The organism is Stenotrophomonas sp. YJH_SMC_130, assembly GCF_059369035.1.
Map to the genome: position 1 here is coordinate 1 of NZ_JCAFSH010000010.1, position 17,508 is coordinate 17,508.

Annotated in this window: 15 protein-coding genes; 5 read left to right on the forward strand and 10 right to left on the reverse strand. The window is 66.4% G+C overall.

Annotated features, from left to right (window positions below; all coding sequences use genetic code 11):
• A partial coding sequence (locus AC5P5V_RS12780) for an SIS domain-containing protein (protein WP_495215900.1) occupies positions 1-289 on the forward strand: 289 nt, incomplete at its 5' end.
• Between the two features lie 98 nt (positions 290-387).
• On the opposite strand, the gene AC5P5V_RS12785 is transcribed toward AC5P5V_RS12780, so the two are convergent.
• From AC5P5V_RS12785 to AC5P5V_RS12795, 3 genes are all read right to left on the reverse strand, one after another.
• Positions 388-1,791: a mannose-1-phosphate guanylyltransferase/mannose-6-phosphate isomerase gene (locus tag AC5P5V_RS12785; protein WP_231352529.1), complete on the reverse strand. Its 1,404-nt coding sequence runs from the start codon at positions 1,789-1,791 to the stop codon at positions 388-390.
• 11 nt (positions 1,792-1,802) lie between these two features.
• The gene (locus AC5P5V_RS12790) at positions 1,803-3,149 is read right to left on the reverse strand and encodes a phosphohexomutase domain-containing protein (protein WP_231352530.1); all 1,347 of its coding nucleotides are present in this window, start codon (positions 3,147-3,149) and stop codon (positions 1,803-1,805) included.
• Between the two features lie 98 nt (positions 3,150-3,247).
• Positions 3,248-6,559, reverse strand: coding sequence for a DEAD/DEAH box helicase (locus AC5P5V_RS12795; RefSeq protein WP_231352531.1), 3,312 nt, complete (start codon positions 6,557-6,559; stop codon positions 3,248-3,250).
• Positions 6,560-6,719: 160 nt separating this feature from the next.
• On the opposite strand from AC5P5V_RS12795, the gene AC5P5V_RS12800 reads away from it, so the two are divergent.
• The 3 genes from AC5P5V_RS12800 to AC5P5V_RS12810 are packed head-to-tail and all read left to right on the forward strand — an operon-like array spanning position 6,720 to position 8,719.
• The gene (locus AC5P5V_RS12800) at positions 6,720-7,451 is read left to right on the forward strand and encodes a CoA transferase subunit A (RefSeq protein ID WP_069139451.1); all 732 of its coding nucleotides are present in this window, start codon (positions 6,720-6,722) and stop codon (positions 7,449-7,451) included.
• Between the two features lies 1 nt (position 7,452).
• The gene (locus tag AC5P5V_RS12805) at positions 7,453-8,085 is read left to right on the forward strand and encodes a CoA transferase subunit B (protein ID WP_134971157.1); all 633 of its coding nucleotides are present in this window, start codon (positions 7,453-7,455) and stop codon (positions 8,083-8,085) included.
• 46 nt (positions 8,086-8,131) lie between these two features.
• Positions 8,132-8,719 (forward strand): alpha-ketoglutarate-dependent dioxygenase AlkB family protein, encoded by a 588-nt coding sequence (locus AC5P5V_RS12810; protein WP_180886387.1) that lies wholly within the window; start codon positions 8,132-8,134, stop codon positions 8,717-8,719.
• Between the two features lie 6 nt (positions 8,720-8,725).
• Here the strand turns inward: AC5P5V_RS12810 and AC5P5V_RS12815 are convergent, their stop codons facing one another.
• Genes AC5P5V_RS12815 through AC5P5V_RS12835 form a run of 5 tightly spaced genes read right to left on the reverse strand, consistent with a single transcriptional unit; the run spans position 8,726 to position 13,288 of the window.
• On the reverse strand, positions 8,726-9,733 hold the full coding sequence (locus AC5P5V_RS12815; protein WP_180886386.1) for a glycosyltransferase: 1,008 nt from the start codon (positions 9,731-9,733) through the stop codon (positions 8,726-8,728).
• A 36-nt stretch (positions 9,734-9,769) separates the two neighbouring features.
• Positions 9,770-10,411, reverse strand: coding sequence for an ABC-type transport auxiliary lipoprotein family protein (locus AC5P5V_RS12820; RefSeq protein ID WP_125892546.1), 642 nt, complete (start codon positions 10,409-10,411; stop codon positions 9,770-9,772).
• A complete protein-coding gene (locus AC5P5V_RS12825) occupies positions 10,408-11,334 on the reverse strand; it encodes an MlaD family protein (RefSeq protein ID WP_049416832.1) in 927 nt (308 codons plus the stop codon). The genes AC5P5V_RS12820 and AC5P5V_RS12825 overlap by 4 nt, the downstream gene beginning before the upstream one ends.
• 3 nt (positions 11,335-11,337) lie before the next feature.
• Positions 11,338-12,165 (reverse strand): ABC transporter ATP-binding protein, encoded by an 828-nt coding sequence (locus tag AC5P5V_RS12830; RefSeq protein WP_072167780.1) that lies wholly within the window; start codon positions 12,163-12,165, stop codon positions 11,338-11,340.
• A 1-nt stretch (position 12,166) separates the two neighbouring features.
• Positions 12,167-13,288, reverse strand: a complete 1,122-nt coding sequence (locus AC5P5V_RS12835; protein WP_065179137.1) for an MlaE family ABC transporter permease — start codon at positions 13,286-13,288, stop codon at positions 12,167-12,169.
• Between the two features lie 92 nt (positions 13,289-13,380).
• On the opposite strand from AC5P5V_RS12835, the gene AC5P5V_RS12840 reads away from it, so the two are divergent.
• Positions 13,381-14,640, forward strand: a complete 1,260-nt coding sequence (locus tag AC5P5V_RS12840) for a threonine/serine exporter family protein (protein ID WP_046428410.1) — start codon at positions 13,381-13,383, stop codon at positions 14,638-14,640.
• Positions 14,641-14,749: 109 nt separating this feature from the next.
• Here AC5P5V_RS12840 and AC5P5V_RS12845 read toward each other — a convergent pair whose 3' ends face one another.
• The gene (locus AC5P5V_RS12845; RefSeq protein WP_005415203.1) at positions 14,750-15,133 is read right to left on the reverse strand and encodes an H-NS histone family protein; all 384 of its coding nucleotides are present in this window, start codon (positions 15,131-15,133) and stop codon (positions 14,750-14,752) included.
• A 221-nt stretch (positions 15,134-15,354) separates the two neighbouring features.
• The gene (locus AC5P5V_RS12850; protein ID WP_111200803.1) at positions 15,355-17,058 is read right to left on the reverse strand and encodes a proline--tRNA ligase; all 1,704 of its coding nucleotides are present in this window, start codon (positions 17,056-17,058) and stop codon (positions 15,355-15,357) included.
• Positions 17,059-17,508 lie beyond the last annotated feature (450 nt).

The window sequence follows — 17,508 nt, forward strand, 5'->3', positions numbered from 1 at the left end:
CATGCCGGTGGTGGTGATCGCGCCGAACGACAGCCTGCTGGAGAAGGTGAAGTCGAACATGCAGGAAGTGCGTGCGCGTGGTGGCGAGCTGTTCGTGTTCGCCGACCAGGACAGCAACTTCAATGAGTCCGAAGGCGTACACGTGATTCGTACGCCGCGCCATGCCGGCGTGCTCAGCCCGATCGTGCATACCATTCCGGTGCAGCTGCTGGCGTACCACACCGCGCTGGCACGTGGCACCGACGTGGACAAGCCGCGCAACCTGGCCAAGAGCGTGACGGTGGAGTGAGATGAGGTGGAATCCAGAGCCGCAGTGGCACTGGATTCGGCTTAAATCCGGTAGATGCGGATGCCGGGCCGCTGGCCGCGCAACAGGGACCAGGGACCTCAGCTGCGCCCGTAGGTGTCCTCGAAGCGTACGATGTCATCCTCGCCCAGGTAGCTGCCCGACTGCACTTCGATCAGTTCCAGCGGCAGCTTGCCCGGGTTGCGCAGGCGGTGGGTCACGCCCAACGGAATGTAGGTGCTCTGGTTCTCGCTGAGCAGGATCACTTCATCGCCACGGGTCACCTCGGCGGTGCCGCTGACCACGATCCAGTGCTCGGCGCGATGGTGGTGCATCTGCAGGCTGAGCGTGCCACCGGGCTTGACCGTGATGCGCTTGACCTGGAAGCGCTCGCCGTTGTCGATCGAATCGTAGGCGCCCCATGGGCGATAGACCTTGCGATGCCAGGTGGCCTCGCTGCGGCCTTCGGCCTTGAGCTGTGCCACCACGGTCTTGACCTCCTGCATGCGGTCGGCCTTGCCCACCAGCACCGCATCGTCGGTCTCGACCACGATCACGTCATCAAGGCCGACCATGGCCACCAGGCGCTGGCCGTAGGCATAGGTATTGCGGCAGTCGATGGCGATCACGTCGCCTTGGTGCGCGTTGCCATCGCCGTCCTGCTGCGAGACGTCGCGCAGCGCAGTCCACGAACCGACATCGTTCCAGCCCGCATCCAGTGGAATCACCACCGCGTCGGCGGTCTTCTCCATCACCGCGTAGTCGATCGAATCGGACGGAACGGCAGTGAAGGCGTCCTTGTCCAGGCGGGTGAAGTCGGCATCTCGGCGCGCCTGCTGCCAGGCTTGGCGGCTGCCAGCCAGCATCGCGGGCTGGAAGCGTTCCAGTTCCTGCAGGTAGCGCGAGGCCTTGAACAGGAACATGCCACTGTTCCAATAGTACTGGCCGCTGCTGACGTAGCCGGTCGCGGTTTCCAGGTCGGGCTTCTCGACGAAGCGCTCGACCGCGCGCAGGCCCTGGCCATCGGCGGCCTTGATGTAGCCGTAGCCGGTTTCCGGTCCGGTCGGCACGATGCCGAAGGTGACCAGCTTGCCGGCCTCGGCAGCACCGGCCGCCGCCTGCACGGCGCTGCGAAATGCGGTCTCGTTGGTGATCACATGATCGGAGGGCAGCACCAGCAGCAGGGCGTCGGCGCCGTCGCGGGTGGCTTCCAGCGCGGCAACGGCGATGGCCGGGGCGGTGTTGCGGCCGACCGGTTCAAGGATGATCGCGGCCGGCTCGGCGCCAACCTGCTGCAGCTGCTCGGCGGCGACGAAACGGTGCTCTTCGTTGGCGATCACCATCGGCCCGCGCGCGGCGATCGGCGCCACGCGCTTCCAGGTGGCCTGCAGCATCGTCAGTTCACCCGCCAGCGGCAGGAACTGCTTCGGGTACGCCTCGCGCGACAGCGGCCACAGGCGGGTACCGGATCCACCGGACAGGATGACGGGCTGGATGCTGCTCATGCGTTCCTCGATTACTGCTGGATCAGGCGGGAGATGTCGTCGGTGCGTGCCTGCATCAGCGCGGCATCGCCCCGGGCTTCGACATTCAGGCGCAGTAGTGGCTCGGTGTTGGAGCTGCGCAGGTTGAAGCGCCAGTCGCCGAAGTCGGCGCTGATGCCATCGGTGTGGTCCAGCGTGGGCGACTGCGCCGCGAAATGCTCCATCACGCGCGCGACGGCGGCCTTTGCATCGGTGACCTTGAAGTTGATCTCGCCGCTGCAGGGGTAGGCCGCCATGCGGTCTTCGACCCAATCGGCCAGCGAGCGCCCGCTTTCGGAAACCAGCTGGGCGATCAGCAACCACGGGATCATGCCGGAGTCTGCATAGGCGAACTCGCGGAAGTAGTGGTGGGCGCTCATCTCGCCGCCGTACACCGCGTCTTCGGCGCGCATCTTTTCCTTGATGAAGGCATGGCCGCTCTTGCACTGCACCGGTACACCGCCGGCCTGCTCGACCATGTCCACGGTGTTCCAGACCAGGCGCGGGTCATGCACGACCTTGCCGCCCGGGTTGCGCGCCAGGATCGCCTTGGCCAGCAGGCCCACCAGGTAGTAGCCCTCGATGAAGCGGCCGGTGTGATCGAAGAAGAAGCAGCGGTCGAAGTCACCATCCCAGGCAATGCCGAAATCGGCGCCGTGTTCGCGCACCGCGTCGGCAGTGGCGGCGCGGTTCTCCGGCAGCAGCGGGTTGGGAATGCCGTTGGGGAAGCTGCCGTCCGGTTCGTGGCAGATGCGGATGAACTCGAACGGCAGGTGCGGTGCCAGCAGGTCGACGATGGCACCGGCGCCGCCGTTACCGGCGTTGACCACCAGCTTCAGCGGCCGCAGCTTGCCAGCGTCGACATAGCTCAGCAGGTGCTGGATGTACGCGCTCTTGTCGTGCCCGGCGCTCTGTCCGGCGCGCGGGGGCTGGGCCTCGGACATGTCGGCGGCGACCGCATCGGAAATTGCGAACAGGCCGGTATCGGAGCTGATCGGGCGCGCGTTCTCCTTGACCAGCTTCATGCCGTTGTAGTCCATCGGGTTGTGGCTGGCGGTGACCATCACGCCGCCGGCCGCGCCCAGATGGTCGGTCTGGAAATAGACTTCTTCCGTGCCGCACAGGCCGATGTCGATCACCTCGCGCCCGGTACCGCGCAGGCCTGCGGCCAATGCGTCCTGCAGCGCGGGGCTGGTCAGGCGCACGTCGTGGCCGAGGACCACTGGACCGGGAGCGAGCTGCGCGGCCAAGGCGACGCCGATGCGGCGGGCCAGGTCTTCGTTCAGTTCTTCCGGCACACGGCCGCGGATGTCATAGGCCTTGAAGGCGGGCAGGGGCATCGATCGGGATCCTTGGGGAGCTCAGCCCACGATTGTAGTCCCAGTCCTGTATGGGAATCGTTTCCATGGCGCAACGCCACGTGACTGGCGTCCAAGGGTCAGGTTCGCGTCGACCGCTTGCCCGCTTTACGCAAACGCTTGCCGGGCAGGCCCGGCAACGGCGCCAGCAGCGCCTGCACATCTTCTTCGTTGAAGCGTGGCCCCGTAGCGCCGCCGCCTTCGAGAATGGAGTCGGCCAGCGTGGCCTTGCGCTCCTGCAGCTCGGCAATCCGTTCTTCGATGCTGCCTGCGGCGATCAGCCGGTAAACGAACACCGGCTGCTGCTGGCCGATGCGATGGGCGCGATCGCTGGCCTGGTTTTCGGCCGCCGGGTTCCACCACGGATCGAAGTGGATGACGGTATCGGCGGCGGTCAGGTTCAACCCGACGCCACCTGCCTTCAGGCTGATCAGAAACACCGGCACCTCGCCTTGCATGAAGCGCTGCACCGGCGTGGCTCTGTCCTGGGTGTCGCCGGTCAGGGTCACATAGGCCAGGCCCAGATCATCCAACGTCTGCGCGATCAGCGTGAGCATGCCGGTGAACTGCGAGAACAGCAGGATGCGCCGGCCTTCCTCGACCATCGACGGCAACATGTCGCGCAGCAGCTCCAGCTTGGCCGAACCGGCATTGCGGGCCGGAGCGTCGCCCGGCAGCAGGCGCGGATCGCAGCAGACCTGGCGCAGCTTCAGCAACGCATCCAGCACCACGATGTGGCTGCGCGCCAGCCCGCTGCCGATGATGGCTTCGCGCACCTGCTTTTCCATCGCTGCGCGCACGGTTTCATAGAGATCACGCTGGCCGCCCTCCATTTCCACCGCGCGGGTAATGACGGTCTTGGGCGGAAGCTCTGACGCCACCTGGTCCTTGCGCCGGCGAAGGATGAACGGACGCAGCCGTTGCGCCAGCAAGGTGGCGCGGCGGTGGTCGCTGCCACGTTCGATCGGATGGCGCCAATGCTGGTTGAACTGTTTCTCGCTGCCGAGCAGGCCGGGCAGCAGGAAGTCGAACTGCGTCCACAGTTCGCCCAGGTGGTTTTCCAGCGGCGTGCCGGTCAGGCACAGCCGGTGGCGCGCCTGCAGCGTGCGCAGGGTGATGGCCGCGCGTGACTTCGGATTCTTCACCTGCTGGGCTTCATCCAGAATCAGCAGATGGTAGGCATGTGCCTGCAGCGCCTGCTCGTCGCGCCACAGCAGAGGGTAGGTGGTGAGTACAAGGTCGTGCCCGGGAATCGCCTCGAACAGCGTTTCACGTGCCGATCCATGCAGGGTCAGCACGCGCAGGGCCGGGGTGAAGCGTGCCGCTTCGCTCTGCCAGTTGTGCAGCAGCGAAGTGGGCACCACCAGCAGCGCTGGACGGTCCAGGCGGCCGGCTTCCTTCTCGACCAGCACATGCGCCAGCGTCTGTACGGTCTTGCCCAGCCCCATGTCATCGGCCAGCACGCCCCCCAGGCCCTGCTGGCGCAGGTACTGCAGCCACGACAGGCCTTCGCGCTGATAGGGACGCAGCGTTGCCACCAGCCCTGCCGGCGGCGGCACTTCACCCAATGCGGGTGCCTGCATCAGCCGCTGCACCATCGCCTGGGTGTCCTTGCGCCCCCGGAACTGCAGGTGCGCCGTGTCCTGCAGCGCCTGCAGGCGGCCACGGTCAAGCGCAGACAGGCGCAGCGGCGCGCCGCGCTGGGCGAACAGGTCCGCCAACAGGGCCATGATCGGCTTCAGTCGTGCGGCCCGCAGTGCCAGACACGTGTTGTCGCCCGTCGTCAACAGGATGTTCTCATCGTCGCCGATGGCGTCCAGCTGGCCACGCATCCAGCGGGGATCGGATTGCAGCACCTGCTGCAGCAGCGGAACCATCGACACGTTGCGGCCTTCCACCTGAATATCCAGGCCCAGGTTGAACCAGCCCGCATCCGCCGGGTCCGCCTGGATGTCGAGGTCGATCACATCCACCCGGGTGATGCGATGGCGGAAATCGTCGTCCGTCTCCACTTTCCAGCCCAAGGCCTCCAGGCGCGGCACGTCGTCCAGCAGAAACCGTGTCCAGTCATGGGTGCGCAACTGGAACTGAGGTCCTGCGCCCTCCAATGGCGCCCGCGGAGCCGTGTCGCGATGCAGTCCCACCGTGCGCAGCTCGGCCTCACGCCGTGATTCCTCAGCCAGGTCGCGGGGCAGCAGGGCAAGCTGGCCCTCCGGATCGTGTGCGAACAGGCTCGGATCGTCCAGGAACCGGATGTGCTCGTCGTATTCGAAGGCCACGGTCGCGATATCGGCCCATTGCGAAGCGTCGCCACGGCCAAGCCATGCCGGCCGGAACTCGATCGTATGCAGGCGCAGCACAGGAATCATCGAAGTGATCTGCAGGGTGGGCAGCGTGTCGCTTGCACCGGGGCGCGGCAGCGCAGGGTCGATCTGCTGCAGCATCTGTGCGACCACCGACGCTTCATTGGGTAACAAACTGGGCAGGCTCAGGAACGCGTCGGCGTCTTCGGGCCCGACATCCAGCTGCAGTGGACCGACCTCGCCGGTGACCGGGTCCAGATAGCACGCACTCCGGCCCAGGACCACGCCTCTGGCGCCGCCCTCCACGCTCAACGTGGGTTCCAGCAGCGTCGCGCCCTGCGCCATGTCAACGGCCCAGCCCAGTTCGCCGCGGCGTGGAGCGCCCGACCGGGCCAGCACGTCCTGCGTACCACATGAGACCCAGCCATGGCCGCTGGAGACGATCAGCTGCAGGGTGGCCGCGAAGTCGATCCATTCGTCTTTCGTCGCGGGCTGCCGCTGGGTGCGTAGCTGGATCATCACCGCCAGATCAGTCGGGGTGAGGTATGCGGGAGGCTCCAGCAGCAGGTCTGCGGTGATATCCATCCACTTGCCCGGGCTGATCGCACCATCGGCACCGTACTTGACGCGCCGGACCAGCACGGCGGGGCGATGGTTGTAGGTGGACAGTTCGAAGATGACACCGTTCCGGCGTGGCTGGGCCGGCCGGATCCGGGTGCTCTGCCAACGCGAGAGCTTCGCCAGCAGTTCAGCACGCGGCGCTTGCGCCAGGTCCTGTTCGGTCAGGGGGCTCTCATCCATGGCCAGCGGTTCCAGCATGTGGGAGACCAGCACCGCCGCCACATGCTTGCAGGCGCGGCCGACGGGGCAGGAGCAGGCACTCTGCAGGCGGCTGCGCGCGGTGCGCATACTGGCGGCCAGATCGATCTCCACGTGGTAGGGATACCTGGCCGAACCCTGCACCTCGGCCGTCAGCAGGCCCTCGCGAAGTTGCCGGTTGCGCACGCCCCCCAGGCACTGCTCGCTTTTCTGCAGTGTCCATTCGTCGATCCAGCGGAACAGGTCTTCATCGGTGAAGGTCAGCGTCATCGTAGATGGAGGGGAGCAGGCGCTGAAGCACCCTTCTGGGGGGAATCGCCCATTCTACCCAATGCCCGCCCAGTGCTCCGTCAATGCTGCGGCGCATCCAGGCCCTTCGCCGCCCTCCAGCTAGAATGCCGTCATCCTCAACGTGCAGGGTAGTACAGCAATGCAGCAATCGACTTCCGGCGGAAAGCGCGGCAAGCGCTACGCCAGTGCGGCGGAGGCCCTGCAGGGGGTGGTCGCCGATGGCCAGACCCTGGCCGTGGGTGGCTTTGGCTTGTGTGGCATTCCCGAGGCGCTGATCGCTGCGCTGCGCGACAGCGGCGCCAAAGGCCTGACCGTGATCTCCAACAATGCTGGCGTCGATGGCTTCGGCCTGGGCCAGCTGCTGGAAACGCGGCAGATCAAGAAGATGATCTCGTCCTACGTGGGCGAGAACAAGGAGTTCGAACGCCAGTTCCTGGCCGGCGAGCTCGAATTGGAATTCAATCCGCAGGGCACCTTGGCTGAACGCCTGCGTGCCGGCGGTGCAGGCATTCCGGCGTTCTTCACCGCCACCGGCTACGGCACGGTGGTGGCCGAGGGCAAGGAAACCCGCGCGTTCGATGGCAAGCACTACGTGATGGAGACCGCGTTGCGCGCCGACGTGGCACTGGTCAAGGCCTGGAAGGCCGACGAGGCCGGCAACCTGGTGTTCCGCAAGACCGCGCGCAACTTCAACCCGGCCTGTGCGATGGCCGGCAAGGTCTGCATCGTGGAGGTTGAAGAGGTCGTGCCGGTCGGCGCCATCGACCCGGATCAGGTGCACCTGCCGGGCATCTATGTGCACCGCATCGTGCACAACCCGCATCCTGAGAAGCGAATCGAACAGCGCACCATCCGCGCGGAGGGCAACTGACATGGCGTGGACCCGCGATGAAATGGCGGCCCGTGCCGCCCAGGAACTGACCGATGGCGCCTACGTGAACCTGGGCATCGGCCTGCCGACCCTGGTCGCCAACCACATTCCCGAAGGCGTGGATGTATGGCTGCAGTCGGAAAACGGCCTGCTCGGCATCGGCCCGTTCCCGACCGACGCTGAAGTCGACGCTGACCTGATCAATGCCGGCAAGCAGACCGTCACCGCACGTGCGGGCGCCAGCTACTTCGGCAGCCACGACAGCTTCGCGATGATCCGCGGTGGACACGTCAATCTGGCCATCCTCGGTGCCATGCAGGTGACCGACAAGGGCGACCTGGCCAACTGGATGGTGCCCGGCAAGATGGTCAAGGGCATGGGCGGTGCGATGGACCTGGTCGCTGGCGTGCAGCGCGTGGTGGTGCTGATGGAGCACACCGCCAAGAACGGTGAGCACAAGATCCTGGCCGAATGCACGCTGCCGCTGACCGGCGTGGGCGTGGTCGACCGCATCATCACCGATCTGGCCGTGTTCGACGTGACTGACAAGGGCCTGCTGCTGGTGGAGGCCGCGCCGGGTGTCAGTGATGACGAGCTGAAGGAAAAGACCGGCGTCGCGTTCCTGCGCGACTGAAGGTGCAAGGGCGGCCTAGGGCCGCCCTGTTTCTCAAAGGGGTGCCATGCTGTTTCCCCATGACCTGCCCGACGCCGACGTCCAGCACCTGCCGGGCTGGCTGGCCGCTGCCGACTCCGACCGGCTCATGCGGGCGCTGCTGGCCGACGTGCGGTGGGAGGTCCACCGCATCCGTATGTTCGGCAACTGGGTGGATTCGCCGCGGCTGAGCTGCTGGATCGGCGACCCGCAGGCGCGCTACCGCTACTCCGGTGCCGAGTTCGTGCCGCATCCGTGGCCGCCTGTGTTGCAGGTCGTGCGCGAGCGCCTGCAGGCCGAAGGCTACAGCCGCTTCAACAGCGTGCTGCTGAACCGCTATCGCGGCGGCGGCGACTACATGGGCTGGCACAGCGATGACGAGCCGGAGCTGGGGCCGGCCCCGGTGATCGCGTCGCTGAGCCTGGGTGCCGCGCGCCGTTTCCTGCTGCGCCGACGCGACGATCCGGCGCGCAAGGCTGAATTCGTGCTTGGCCACGGTGACCTGCTGCTGATGGCCGGACAGACCCAGCGCTTCTACCAGCACGCGCTGCCGAAGATGGCGCGGGTGCAGGGAGAGCGGATCAACCTTACGTTCCGGTGGATCCAGCCCGGCTGAAAGAAACTACGCGCGTACCAGATCGATGCAGGCTGACAGCAGGCCGCGACCGAAATTGCTGTAGTTTCCGGAGAGTAATTGCCCCATCACGACCGGTAAACGCCGCATGCGGGAGGTGGGCAGCGTCGCTCGTACCGAAACGTGATGCTGCTTGCGTTCCACCCACGCCAGCAATGGCTGGGGCAGGCTCAGTTCGCGTCCGCGCGCCAGCAACAAGCCCGATTGCACGCACTCGGTCTCCAGTTGCCGCTTGCGTCGTACCGCGCGTGGCGCCGTGTCATTGCCGCCCAGGCCCAACTGGTTGTTGCTGTGCAGGCGATAGCCGATGAGTGCCTCGGGAAGGCTGTCGATGCCCCCACGCATGGCTGCCAGCGTGCCGATCCAGGCATCGTGCACCCAGTCCTTGTCCGGTAGTGGCAGAGCATCGGCCAGCACCGAATGACGGAACGCCATCGCCGCGCCCGTCATCAGGTTTCGCTTGAGCATCAGACGGAAGCCGCCGCCGGCATGCATGCGCGCCAGATCCCCGGGCAGGTAACGCAGCGCATCGAACAATGTCTGCTGCAGCGGCTGCCCGGCCTCATCGATCAACTGAGCATTGCAGTGCAGGGCAAGCAAGCCAGGCCGTGCACCGAACTCGGTGCAGAAGCGCGCTATCTTGTTGGCATGCCATACATCATCCTGGTCGCACAGGAAGATGATCTCGCCAGTGCAGGCACGCAGCGCACCATCGAAGTTCCGTCGATAGCCGACGTTCTGTGGGTTCACTTGCAGGTCCACGGTAATGCCCGCAGCTTCGGCACGTGGCACGAAGGCCTGCAACAACGCCAAGGTACCATCAGTTGATAGATCGTCCCGGATCACGATCTGGTTGGGGCGGCGTGTCTGTGCCAGCAGACTGTCGAGCTGCTCCTGCAAGAAGCGCTCACCGTTGTACGTGCAGACGGCGATGGAGACGGATGCGGGCATCAGTGTGGCAAGAGACCGTGATTCGTCATTATCGCACGTACCCACCCGGGGCCTCGCCGGGCGTGCCTGGCGACGCTCCCGTCAGCGCGCAACAGTTGGCTGATCGGCCTGCCCGCTCACCAGCGTCCAGCCCACCACATCCTGTGCCAGCTGCTGCAGGCCGCGCTCGAAGGCCGCGGTCACCGCCGGCACGTCGGTGCTGCCGACCGGCTGCGCCTGGCGGAAGGTGCGGTCGGCCACCACGCGCTGGTCGGCGACATGGATCAGCTTGGCGTTGACCTCGATCACCACGGTCGGCGTGGCTTGTCCCTGGTAATCCGATTCGAAGCGGCGCACGTCGGTGGACAGCTTGTAGTCGGCGCGGATGCCGGCAGTGCTGCGGGCCACGCCGCGGATGCGGCCGGAATCCTCGAAGCCACGCAGCAGGGTGTCCTCGATCATGTCGGTGGCCGGCTGCGCCCAGCTGGCGCCCTTGTAGATCTCCAGCTGCGACGGTGTAGGCCGCACGTTGATGCGCGGGCTGTCGACCATGCGCGCGGCGCTGGGCTTGGCCAGTACCAGCTGCCAGCTGGCTTGCGGCCAGGCTGGGTCCGCCTTGACCTGCACGGACGGCGAGTACAGCGTCACCGCGGTTTTCTCGCTGCTGCCGAGGATGGAGCAGCCGCCCAGCAGGGTGACCATCGAAGCGGCCAGCAGCAGGCGCGGAAGGGTGGTCGGGCTCATTTGGGTTCGAACTCCTTCGGTGCGTCGCGGCCCAGCAGGTAGCGCGCGGGGTTGTTCTCGAGGCGGTCGCTGACCCGGCGCAGGTCGCGGATCAGGCCACGCAGTTCGGTCAGCGTCGGGCCCAGCTGGCCGAGGCCATCGTTGGCGAAGCTGTTGATCGCGGCGCGGTTCTCGCCAAGGATCGAATCGGCATTGCCGGCGGCCGAGTCGAGCTTGGCCAGGGTCGCGTCGAGCTTGTCGATGATGCCGGGCAGCTGCTGCACCAGGTTCTTGTCCAGGCGCTCGATGGTGCCGTTGGTGGTCTTCAGCGTGGTGTCCAGGCTACGGGCGGCATCGCGCGCGCTGAGCAGCAGCGCCTGCGTGCCCTGGTCGCGGTCGGCCAGGCCGCCGCTGATCGTCTCCAGGTTGGCCAGCGTGGCGTTGATCGAGGCCACGTTGCGGTCGCTGAGGATCTGGTCCATGCGCTCGACGATGCGGTTGGCCACATCGGTGATGTTCTGCAGCGCCGAGGGCGTGGTCGGGATGATCGGTGCCGGATCCTTGTTGACCGTGGTCAGCGCCGGCGACTGCGGCGTGCCGCCGCTGAGCTGGATGATCGACGGGCCGGTCAGGCTGGTGATCGCCAGCTTGGCGCGGGTATCGGTCTTGACCGGCGTGTTGGAGTTCAGGCGGATGCGCGCGACCACCTGGCGCGGGTCGTCGGGCACCAGGTTCAGTTCGGTGATCGAGCCCACCGCGATGCCGTTGTACTGCACCGGGCTGCCCACCGACAGGCCGGTCACCGCTTCGCGGAAGACCACGCGGTACTCCTGCCAGGTGCGGTCGGAGGAGTATTTGGCCGCCCACAGTCCGAAGGCCAGCAGGGCCAGGCCGGTGATCAGGGTGAACGCGCCGATCAGCACGTAGTTGGCTTTGGTTTCCATGGCTCAGGCACTCTCGATCTGTTCGCCCCGCGCGGCGCGCGCGCGGGGTCCGTGGAAGTATTCCTGGATCCACGGATGATCCAGTTTCTCGATGTCCGGCAGCGGCGCATTGGCCACCACCCTGCGGTCGGCCAGCACGGCGACGCGATCGCAGATGGCGTACAGCGTGTCCAGGTCGTGGGTGATCAGGAACACGGTCAGCCCCAGCGCTTCCTGCAGGGTCTTGATCAGGCGGTCGAAGGCGGCCGCGCCGATCGGGTCGAGGCCGGCGGTGGGTTCGTCCAGGAACAGCAGCGGCGGATCCAGCGCCAGCGCCCGGGCCAGGCCTGCGCGCTTGCGCATGCCGCCGGAGAGCTGCGAGGGCAGCTTGTTGATCGCGTCGGCGGGCAGGCCGGCCAGTTTCACTTTCAGCAGCGCCAGTTCGTAGTGCCAGCGCTCGGGCAGTTCGCGGTGGTGTTCCTTCAACGGCACCTGCACGTTCTCGCCCACGGTCAGCGACGAGAACAGGGCACCGTCCTGGAACAGCACGCCGGTATTGCGTTCGATGTGCAGGCGGCTCTCGGCGTCGTCGGCACGCGCATCGCGGCCGAGGACTTCGATCTGCCCAGCATCCGGCACACGCAGGCCGAGGATCGAGCGCATCAGCACCGACTTGCCGGTGCCGGAGCCGCCGACCACGCCCAGGATCTCGCCGCGGCGTACGTCCAGATCCAGGTCTTCGTGCACGGTCTGGCTGCCGAACCGGTTGACCAGGCCACGCACGCGGATGGCCAGTTCGTGGCCCTGGTCGTCGTGCATGTCGATGGATTCGGGGAGGGCGGATGTGCTCATGTCACCAGTCCATGTGCATGAACCACAACGCCGCGAAGGCGTCGATGATGATCACCAGCGAGATCGTCTGCACCACGCTGGAGGTGGTGCGTTCGCCCACCGACTGGGCGGTGCCTTCCACCTTCAGCCCTTCCAGGCAGCCGATCAGGCCGATCACCAGGGCGAATACCGGCGCCTTCGACAGGCCTACCAGCAGGTGCCGCACTTCCATCGTCTCGTGCATGCGCGCGATGTACATCTGCGGCGGGATGTCGAGGTCGAACGCACCGACGGTGATGCCGCCGGCCAGGCCGGCGATCATCGCGATGAAGGTCAGCAAGGGCAGGGTGACCAGCAGGGCGAGCAAGCGTGGCAGCACCAGCAGGTCGACCGGGTCCAGGCCCAGCGTACGCATCGCATCGATCTCCTCGCGTGCCTTCATCGCACCGATCTGCGCGGTGAACGCGCTGGCGGTACGGCCGGCCAGCACGATCGCGGTCAGCAGCACGGCGAACTCGCGCAGGAAGGCGATGTTGACCAGCTCGACCACGTAGATCTCGGCGCCGAAGTCGCGCAGGATGGTCGAGCCGAGGAACGCGATCACCGCACCCACCAGGTAGGACAACAGCGCCACCAGCGGCACCGCATCCAGCCCGACCTGCTCCATCTGATGCACGGTGGCGGTCAGCCGGAAGCGGCGGGGTTCCTTGACCAGCCGCGCCGCCTTGACCAGGTTCTCGCCGAGGAAACTGCACAGGGCCTTGATGTTGTGGCCGGTGGCGTGGACGCTGACGCCCAGCCGCTCCAGCGCGGCCAGCACGCCGAAATCGCGCTTGGCCTTGGGCCGGTCATCGGCCACTTCCTCGATGGTGCACACCAGCGCCTGGTGGTCCGGGCGGAACTGCAGCGCGTCTTCGTGGAGATCGGCGCGATGGGCCACGCGCAGCACCTGCAGCACGCCGGCCGAATCGAGCTGCTCGATGCCGGTGGCATCGATGCCGGTCAGCGCGTCGGGAACGCCGCGCAGGACTTCGGCCGCGGCCAGCGCGGTCTTCAAGGTCCAGGTGCCGGACAGGCGGATCAGGCCCGGGTCGTGGGCATCCTGTTCGAGCTGGGGAGCGAGGTTCGGGGTGACGTGGGCCATTCGGGTCGCAGCATAACCGTTCTGTATCGGGCTTCGCGTCGAACTTGGATGAATTTCTCCGGCGGGCCCCAGCGTAGGTAATACTACGGCGCATGTCCGCAGATGCTCACACGATCCCCACACCCCAGGCCACCTACGCACAGCGCGTGGCCTTCGTTTCCGAGATCGCCGGACGCCTGCACAGCTATGGCACCACGGCCCAGCGCCTGGAAACGGCGGTGGTTGCCCTGGCCCGCCAGCTCGATCTGGATTGTGAACCGTGGTCGAATCCCACCGGTATCATCCTCAGCTTCAGCGATCCGGCCCAGGCGATCGGCTCCAGCGACATCACCCGCGTGATCCGCCTGGCACCGGGTGAGAACGACCTGCACAAGCTCAGCGTTGCCGACCACATCGCCGAAGAAGTGTCCAACGGGCGGATGAGCATCGCCCAGGGCCACACTGCGCTGCGCCAGCTGGACAAGGATCCGGGCCGACGCGGCAAGCTGCGCACGATCCTGTCGTTCACCCTCGGCGCGGCTGGCGTGGCCGGCATGTGGAAGCTGCCGTGGCTGGACATCGCCACCGCCGGTGTCATCGGCCTGATGATCGGCCTGCTCGGCATGGTCACCGACCGTCGCCCGGCCACCCGCGAAGCCGCCGAGGCGCTGGCCGCGCTGCTGGCCGGCATGGTCGCCACCCTGGTCGCGTCGTTCATTGGTGCGCTCAACCTCAATACGGTGATCATCGCCTCGCTGGTGGTGCTGCTGCCCGGCATGTCGCTGACCAATGCGGTCAATGAGCTGGCCAGCCAGCACTGGGTATCGGGTACCGCGCGCTTTGCCGGCGCGCTGACCACCATCATGAAGCTCAGCGTCGGCGCGATGATCGCGGTGACCCTGGCCGATGTGCTTGGCCTGGATCCGGTGATCCGGGCCGCGCGGCCGCAGGGGCCGTGGGTGGAATGGGGCTCGCTGCTGACCGCCGCATTTGCCTTCGCGATGCTGTTCAAGGCCAATCGCCGCGATTATCCGTGGGTGATTGCCGCCTCGGTGGCCGGTTATGCGATCTCCAAGTTCGGCGGCCACGCCTGGGGCGCACCGGCCGGTATCTTCCTGTCGGCAATGCTGCTGACCGCTGGCGGCAATCTGTTCGGTCGCCTGGTGGGGCGTCCGGGCGCGATCATCCGCCTGCCCGGCATCATCATGATGGTGCCCGGCAGCACCAGCCTGCGCGGTGTGCTGACCCTGGTCCAGCAACAGGATGTCGGCGCCGGCCAGAGCGTGTTCCTCACCGTTCTGAACGTGGTGATGGCGCTGGTGGCGGGCCTGCTGTTCGGCAACCTGCTGATGCCGGCGCGCAAGACCCTGTAGAGCCGAGCCCATGCTCGGCTTTGCATATGGATAGCCGAGCATGGGCTCGGCTCTACAAACAGGAAACGCCGGCTTTCGCCGGCGTTTTTTATTGCTCCCCGTTCCGGCCTCAGGCCTTCTTGATCAGGAAATCTTCCGGCTTCTTGTTGCCCTTGGCGGTCAGTTCAGCCATCCAGCGCGGCTGCTTGCCACGGCCGGTCCAGGTTTCCTTGGGGTTGGCCGGGTTGCGGTACTTCGGGGCAACCTTGCCCAGCTTGCGGCCGGCGGTCTTCGACGGTGCCTTGGCGACCTTGGCCACCTTGCGCGCGCGCGGGGCCGGGGCGTCGCCGAACAGTTCCTCGATGGTGTAGCCCTCGGTCTTGGCCAGCTTGGTCAGCTGGGCGCGCACCTTGGTGATCGGCCGGCGCTTGGCGACGATGGTCTGCTGCTTCTTGGCGGTACGGATCAGGGCGCCCAGCTCGCGTGCTGACAGGCCGGTCAGGTCAATGCTCATTTACGGTTACTCCGGAAACTAATGTGTGGACGGGACAAGCCAGTCCATGGCGTCGGCGGACAGAATAGAGATGAATTAATCACAGCACAAATGCAGGCGGGTCATGGCGTGGCGGCATGCAGACGCTGTCGCGGTGATTTTGACCGGATTATGTCCGCTGCAATATAGGGAAAGGCCGCGCGCCAAAAAAAAAGACCGGGGCAGGCCCCGGTCTTTCCACGTCAGCCCTGCAGTCGCTGCAGCAGGGTGGCCTTGTCCAGGCTCTCCGCCTCGCTGGCGCGGCGCGCGCGGTACTCGTAGGTGCCGGCGGCCAGGCCGCGTTCGCTGACCACCACGCGGTGCGGGATGCCGATCAGTTCCATGTCGGCGAACATCGCGCCCGGGCGCAGGCCGCGATCGTCGAGCGCGGCATCCAGGCCGGCGTCGCGCAGCTCCTGCAGCAGATTGGCTGCAGCGTCGGCCACGGCGGCATCGCCCTTCGGGTTGATCACGCACACCACGACCTGCCATGGCGCCATCGCGTCCGGCCAGATGATGCCGGCATCGTCATGGTTCTGTTCGATCGCGGCAGCCACCACGCGCGAGATACCGATACCGTAGCAGCCCATCGCCATCACCGCCGCCTTGCCGTTTTCATCCAGCACGGTGGCATCCAGCGCTTCGGCGTACTTGCGGCCGAGCTGGAACACGTGGCCGACTTCGATGCCACGGGCGATCTTCAGTTCACCGCCGTCCACAGCACGATCACCGGCACGCACGTTGCGGATGTCGGCCACTTCCGGTTCCGGCAGGTCGCGGCCCCAGTTGACGCCTGCCAGGTGGAAACCGGCCTCGTTGGCGCCGACGACGAAGTCGGCCATTGCCGCCACTTCGCGATCGGCGACCACGCGGATGGCCTTGGCCGGCGCGACCGGGCCGAGGAAGCCTGGCACGCTGCCCAGGTACTCGGCGATTTCCGCCTCGCTGGCGAAGCGCTGCTCGTCCAGCCCGGCCACCTTGGCCAGCTTGATCTCGTTGACCTCATGGTCGCCACGCACCAGCACCAGCACGAACTGCTGTGCCTCGCCTTCGCCGGCGATCAGTGCCACCGACTTCACCGTGCGCTGCAGGTCGATGCCGAGCAGGGCCGCGACGTCCTCGCAGGTCTTCTGGGTGGGCGTATCCACCTTGCGCATTGTTTCGGTGGCGGCCGCACGCGGTGCCGGATCGGCAGCGATCGCCGCCTCCATGTTGGCCGCGTAGTCCGAACCGGTGGAGAACACCAGGGCGTCTTCGCCGGAATCGGCGATCACGTGGAACTCCTGCGAAGCATCGCCACCGATCGCGCCGGAGTCCGCCTGCACCATGCGGAAGTCCAGGCCGAGGCGGGTGAAGATGCGGCTGTAGGCCGACTTCATGTTCTCGTACTCGCGTACCAGGCACTCATCGTGCAGGTGGAACGAATAGGCGTCCTTCATCAGGAACTCGCGCGCGCGCATCACGCCGAAGCGCGGGCGGATCTCGTCGCGGAACTTGGTCTGAATCTGGTAGAAGTTCACCGGCAGCTGCTTGTAGCTGGACAGCTCGCTGCGCGCGAAGTCGCAGGCGGCTTCTTCGGCGGTCGGGCTGTAGCAGAACACCTGGTCCTTGCGGTCCTTGATCTTCAGCAGCTGCGGGCCGAACTTCTGCCAGCGGCCGGTCTGCTCCCACAGTTCCTTCGGCTGGATGGTCGGGATCTGGAATTCCACCGCGCCGGCCCGGTCCATTTCCTCGCGAACAATGCGCTCGACCTTGCGCAGCACGCGCAGGCCCAGCGGCGACCAGGTGTACAGGCCCGATGCCAGCTTGCGGATCATGCCCGCGCGCAGCATCAGCCGGTGGCTGGTCAGCTCGGCGTCGCTGGGGGTTTCCTTGGTGGTGTGCAGGTGGAACTGGGAGAGGCGCATCGTCGGCTTCGGATAACGGCAGAGACGTCTATTCTGCCAGCCCGGCCGGGGGGAGGGGTATCGGCAGGGCTGCGCCCTGCACCCGCCGTAGTGCCGGCCGCTGGCCGGCAACCTCAGAAGCAACAGCCGAAGCAACAGCGGGTTTCCCGTGGGATGGCGGGGTGGGTCCGGTTGCGGGAGACGCCGTAAACCCATCCATGGGGGCTTGGCCGCGGCATCCATGCCGCGGACACTCCCGCAACCGGACCCACCCCGCCTTCGACAGTTTCCTGCGAGCTGTCGGAATGGCTCCCGGGGTCAGATCCGTTTTCCGCAGGAAAACGGATCTGACCCCGGATTCAATTCGAGATCCGACAGATTTTATCCACGCATGGCGTGGATCTACTGGCCACCGGAAATCTGTCGGGGGTGGGCGGTGTCGGATTGCGGGGTGTCAGCCGCATGGATGCG

Excerpts from the sequence above, each read along its gene's own strand:
- AC5P5V_RS12805 (WP_134971157.1), top strand. The coding sequence starts at position 7,453 with ATGGCGTGGACCCGCGATGAAATGGCGGCCCGTGCCGCCCAGGAACTG.
- AC5P5V_RS12840 (WP_046428410.1), top strand. The coding sequence starts at position 13,381 with ATGTCCGCAGATGCTCACACGATCCCCACACCCCAGGCCACCTACGCA.
- AC5P5V_RS12845 (WP_005415203.1), bottom strand. The coding sequence starts at position 15,133 with ATGAGCATTGACCTGACCGGCCTGTCAGCACGCGAGCTGGGCGCCCTG.
- AC5P5V_RS12800 (WP_069139451.1), top strand. The coding sequence starts at position 6,720 with ATGCAGCAATCGACTTCCGGCGGAAAGCGCGGCAAGCGCTACGCCAGT.
- AC5P5V_RS12825 (WP_049416832.1), bottom strand. The coding sequence starts at position 11,334 with ATGGAAACCAAAGCCAACTACGTGCTGATCGGCGCGTTCACCCTGATC.
- AC5P5V_RS12835 (WP_065179137.1), bottom strand. The coding sequence starts at position 13,288 with ATGGCCCACGTCACCCCGAACCTCGCTCCCCAGCTCGAACAGGATGCC.
- AC5P5V_RS12830 (WP_072167780.1), bottom strand. The coding sequence starts at position 12,165 with ATGAGCACATCCGCCCTCCCCGAATCCATCGACATGCACGACGACCAG.
- AC5P5V_RS12785 (WP_231352529.1), bottom strand. The coding sequence starts at position 1,791 with ATGAGCAGCATCCAGCCCGTCATCCTGTCCGGTGGATCCGGTACCCGC.
- AC5P5V_RS12790 (WP_231352530.1), bottom strand. The coding sequence starts at position 3,149 with ATGCCCCTGCCCGCCTTCAAGGCCTATGACATCCGCGGCCGTGTGCCG.
- AC5P5V_RS12820 (WP_125892546.1), bottom strand. The coding sequence starts at position 10,411 with ATGAGCCCGACCACCCTTCCGCGCCTGCTGCTGGCCGCTTCGATGGTC.
- AC5P5V_RS12850 (WP_111200803.1), bottom strand. The coding sequence starts at position 17,058 with ATGCGCCTCTCCCAGTTCCACCTGCACACCACCAAGGAAACCCCCAGC.
- AC5P5V_RS12810 (WP_180886387.1), top strand. The coding sequence starts at position 8,132 with ATGCTGTTTCCCCATGACCTGCCCGACGCCGACGTCCAGCACCTGCCG.
- AC5P5V_RS12795 (WP_231352531.1), bottom strand. The coding sequence starts at position 6,559 with ATGACGCTGACCTTCACCGATGAAGACCTGTTCCGCTGGATCGACGAA.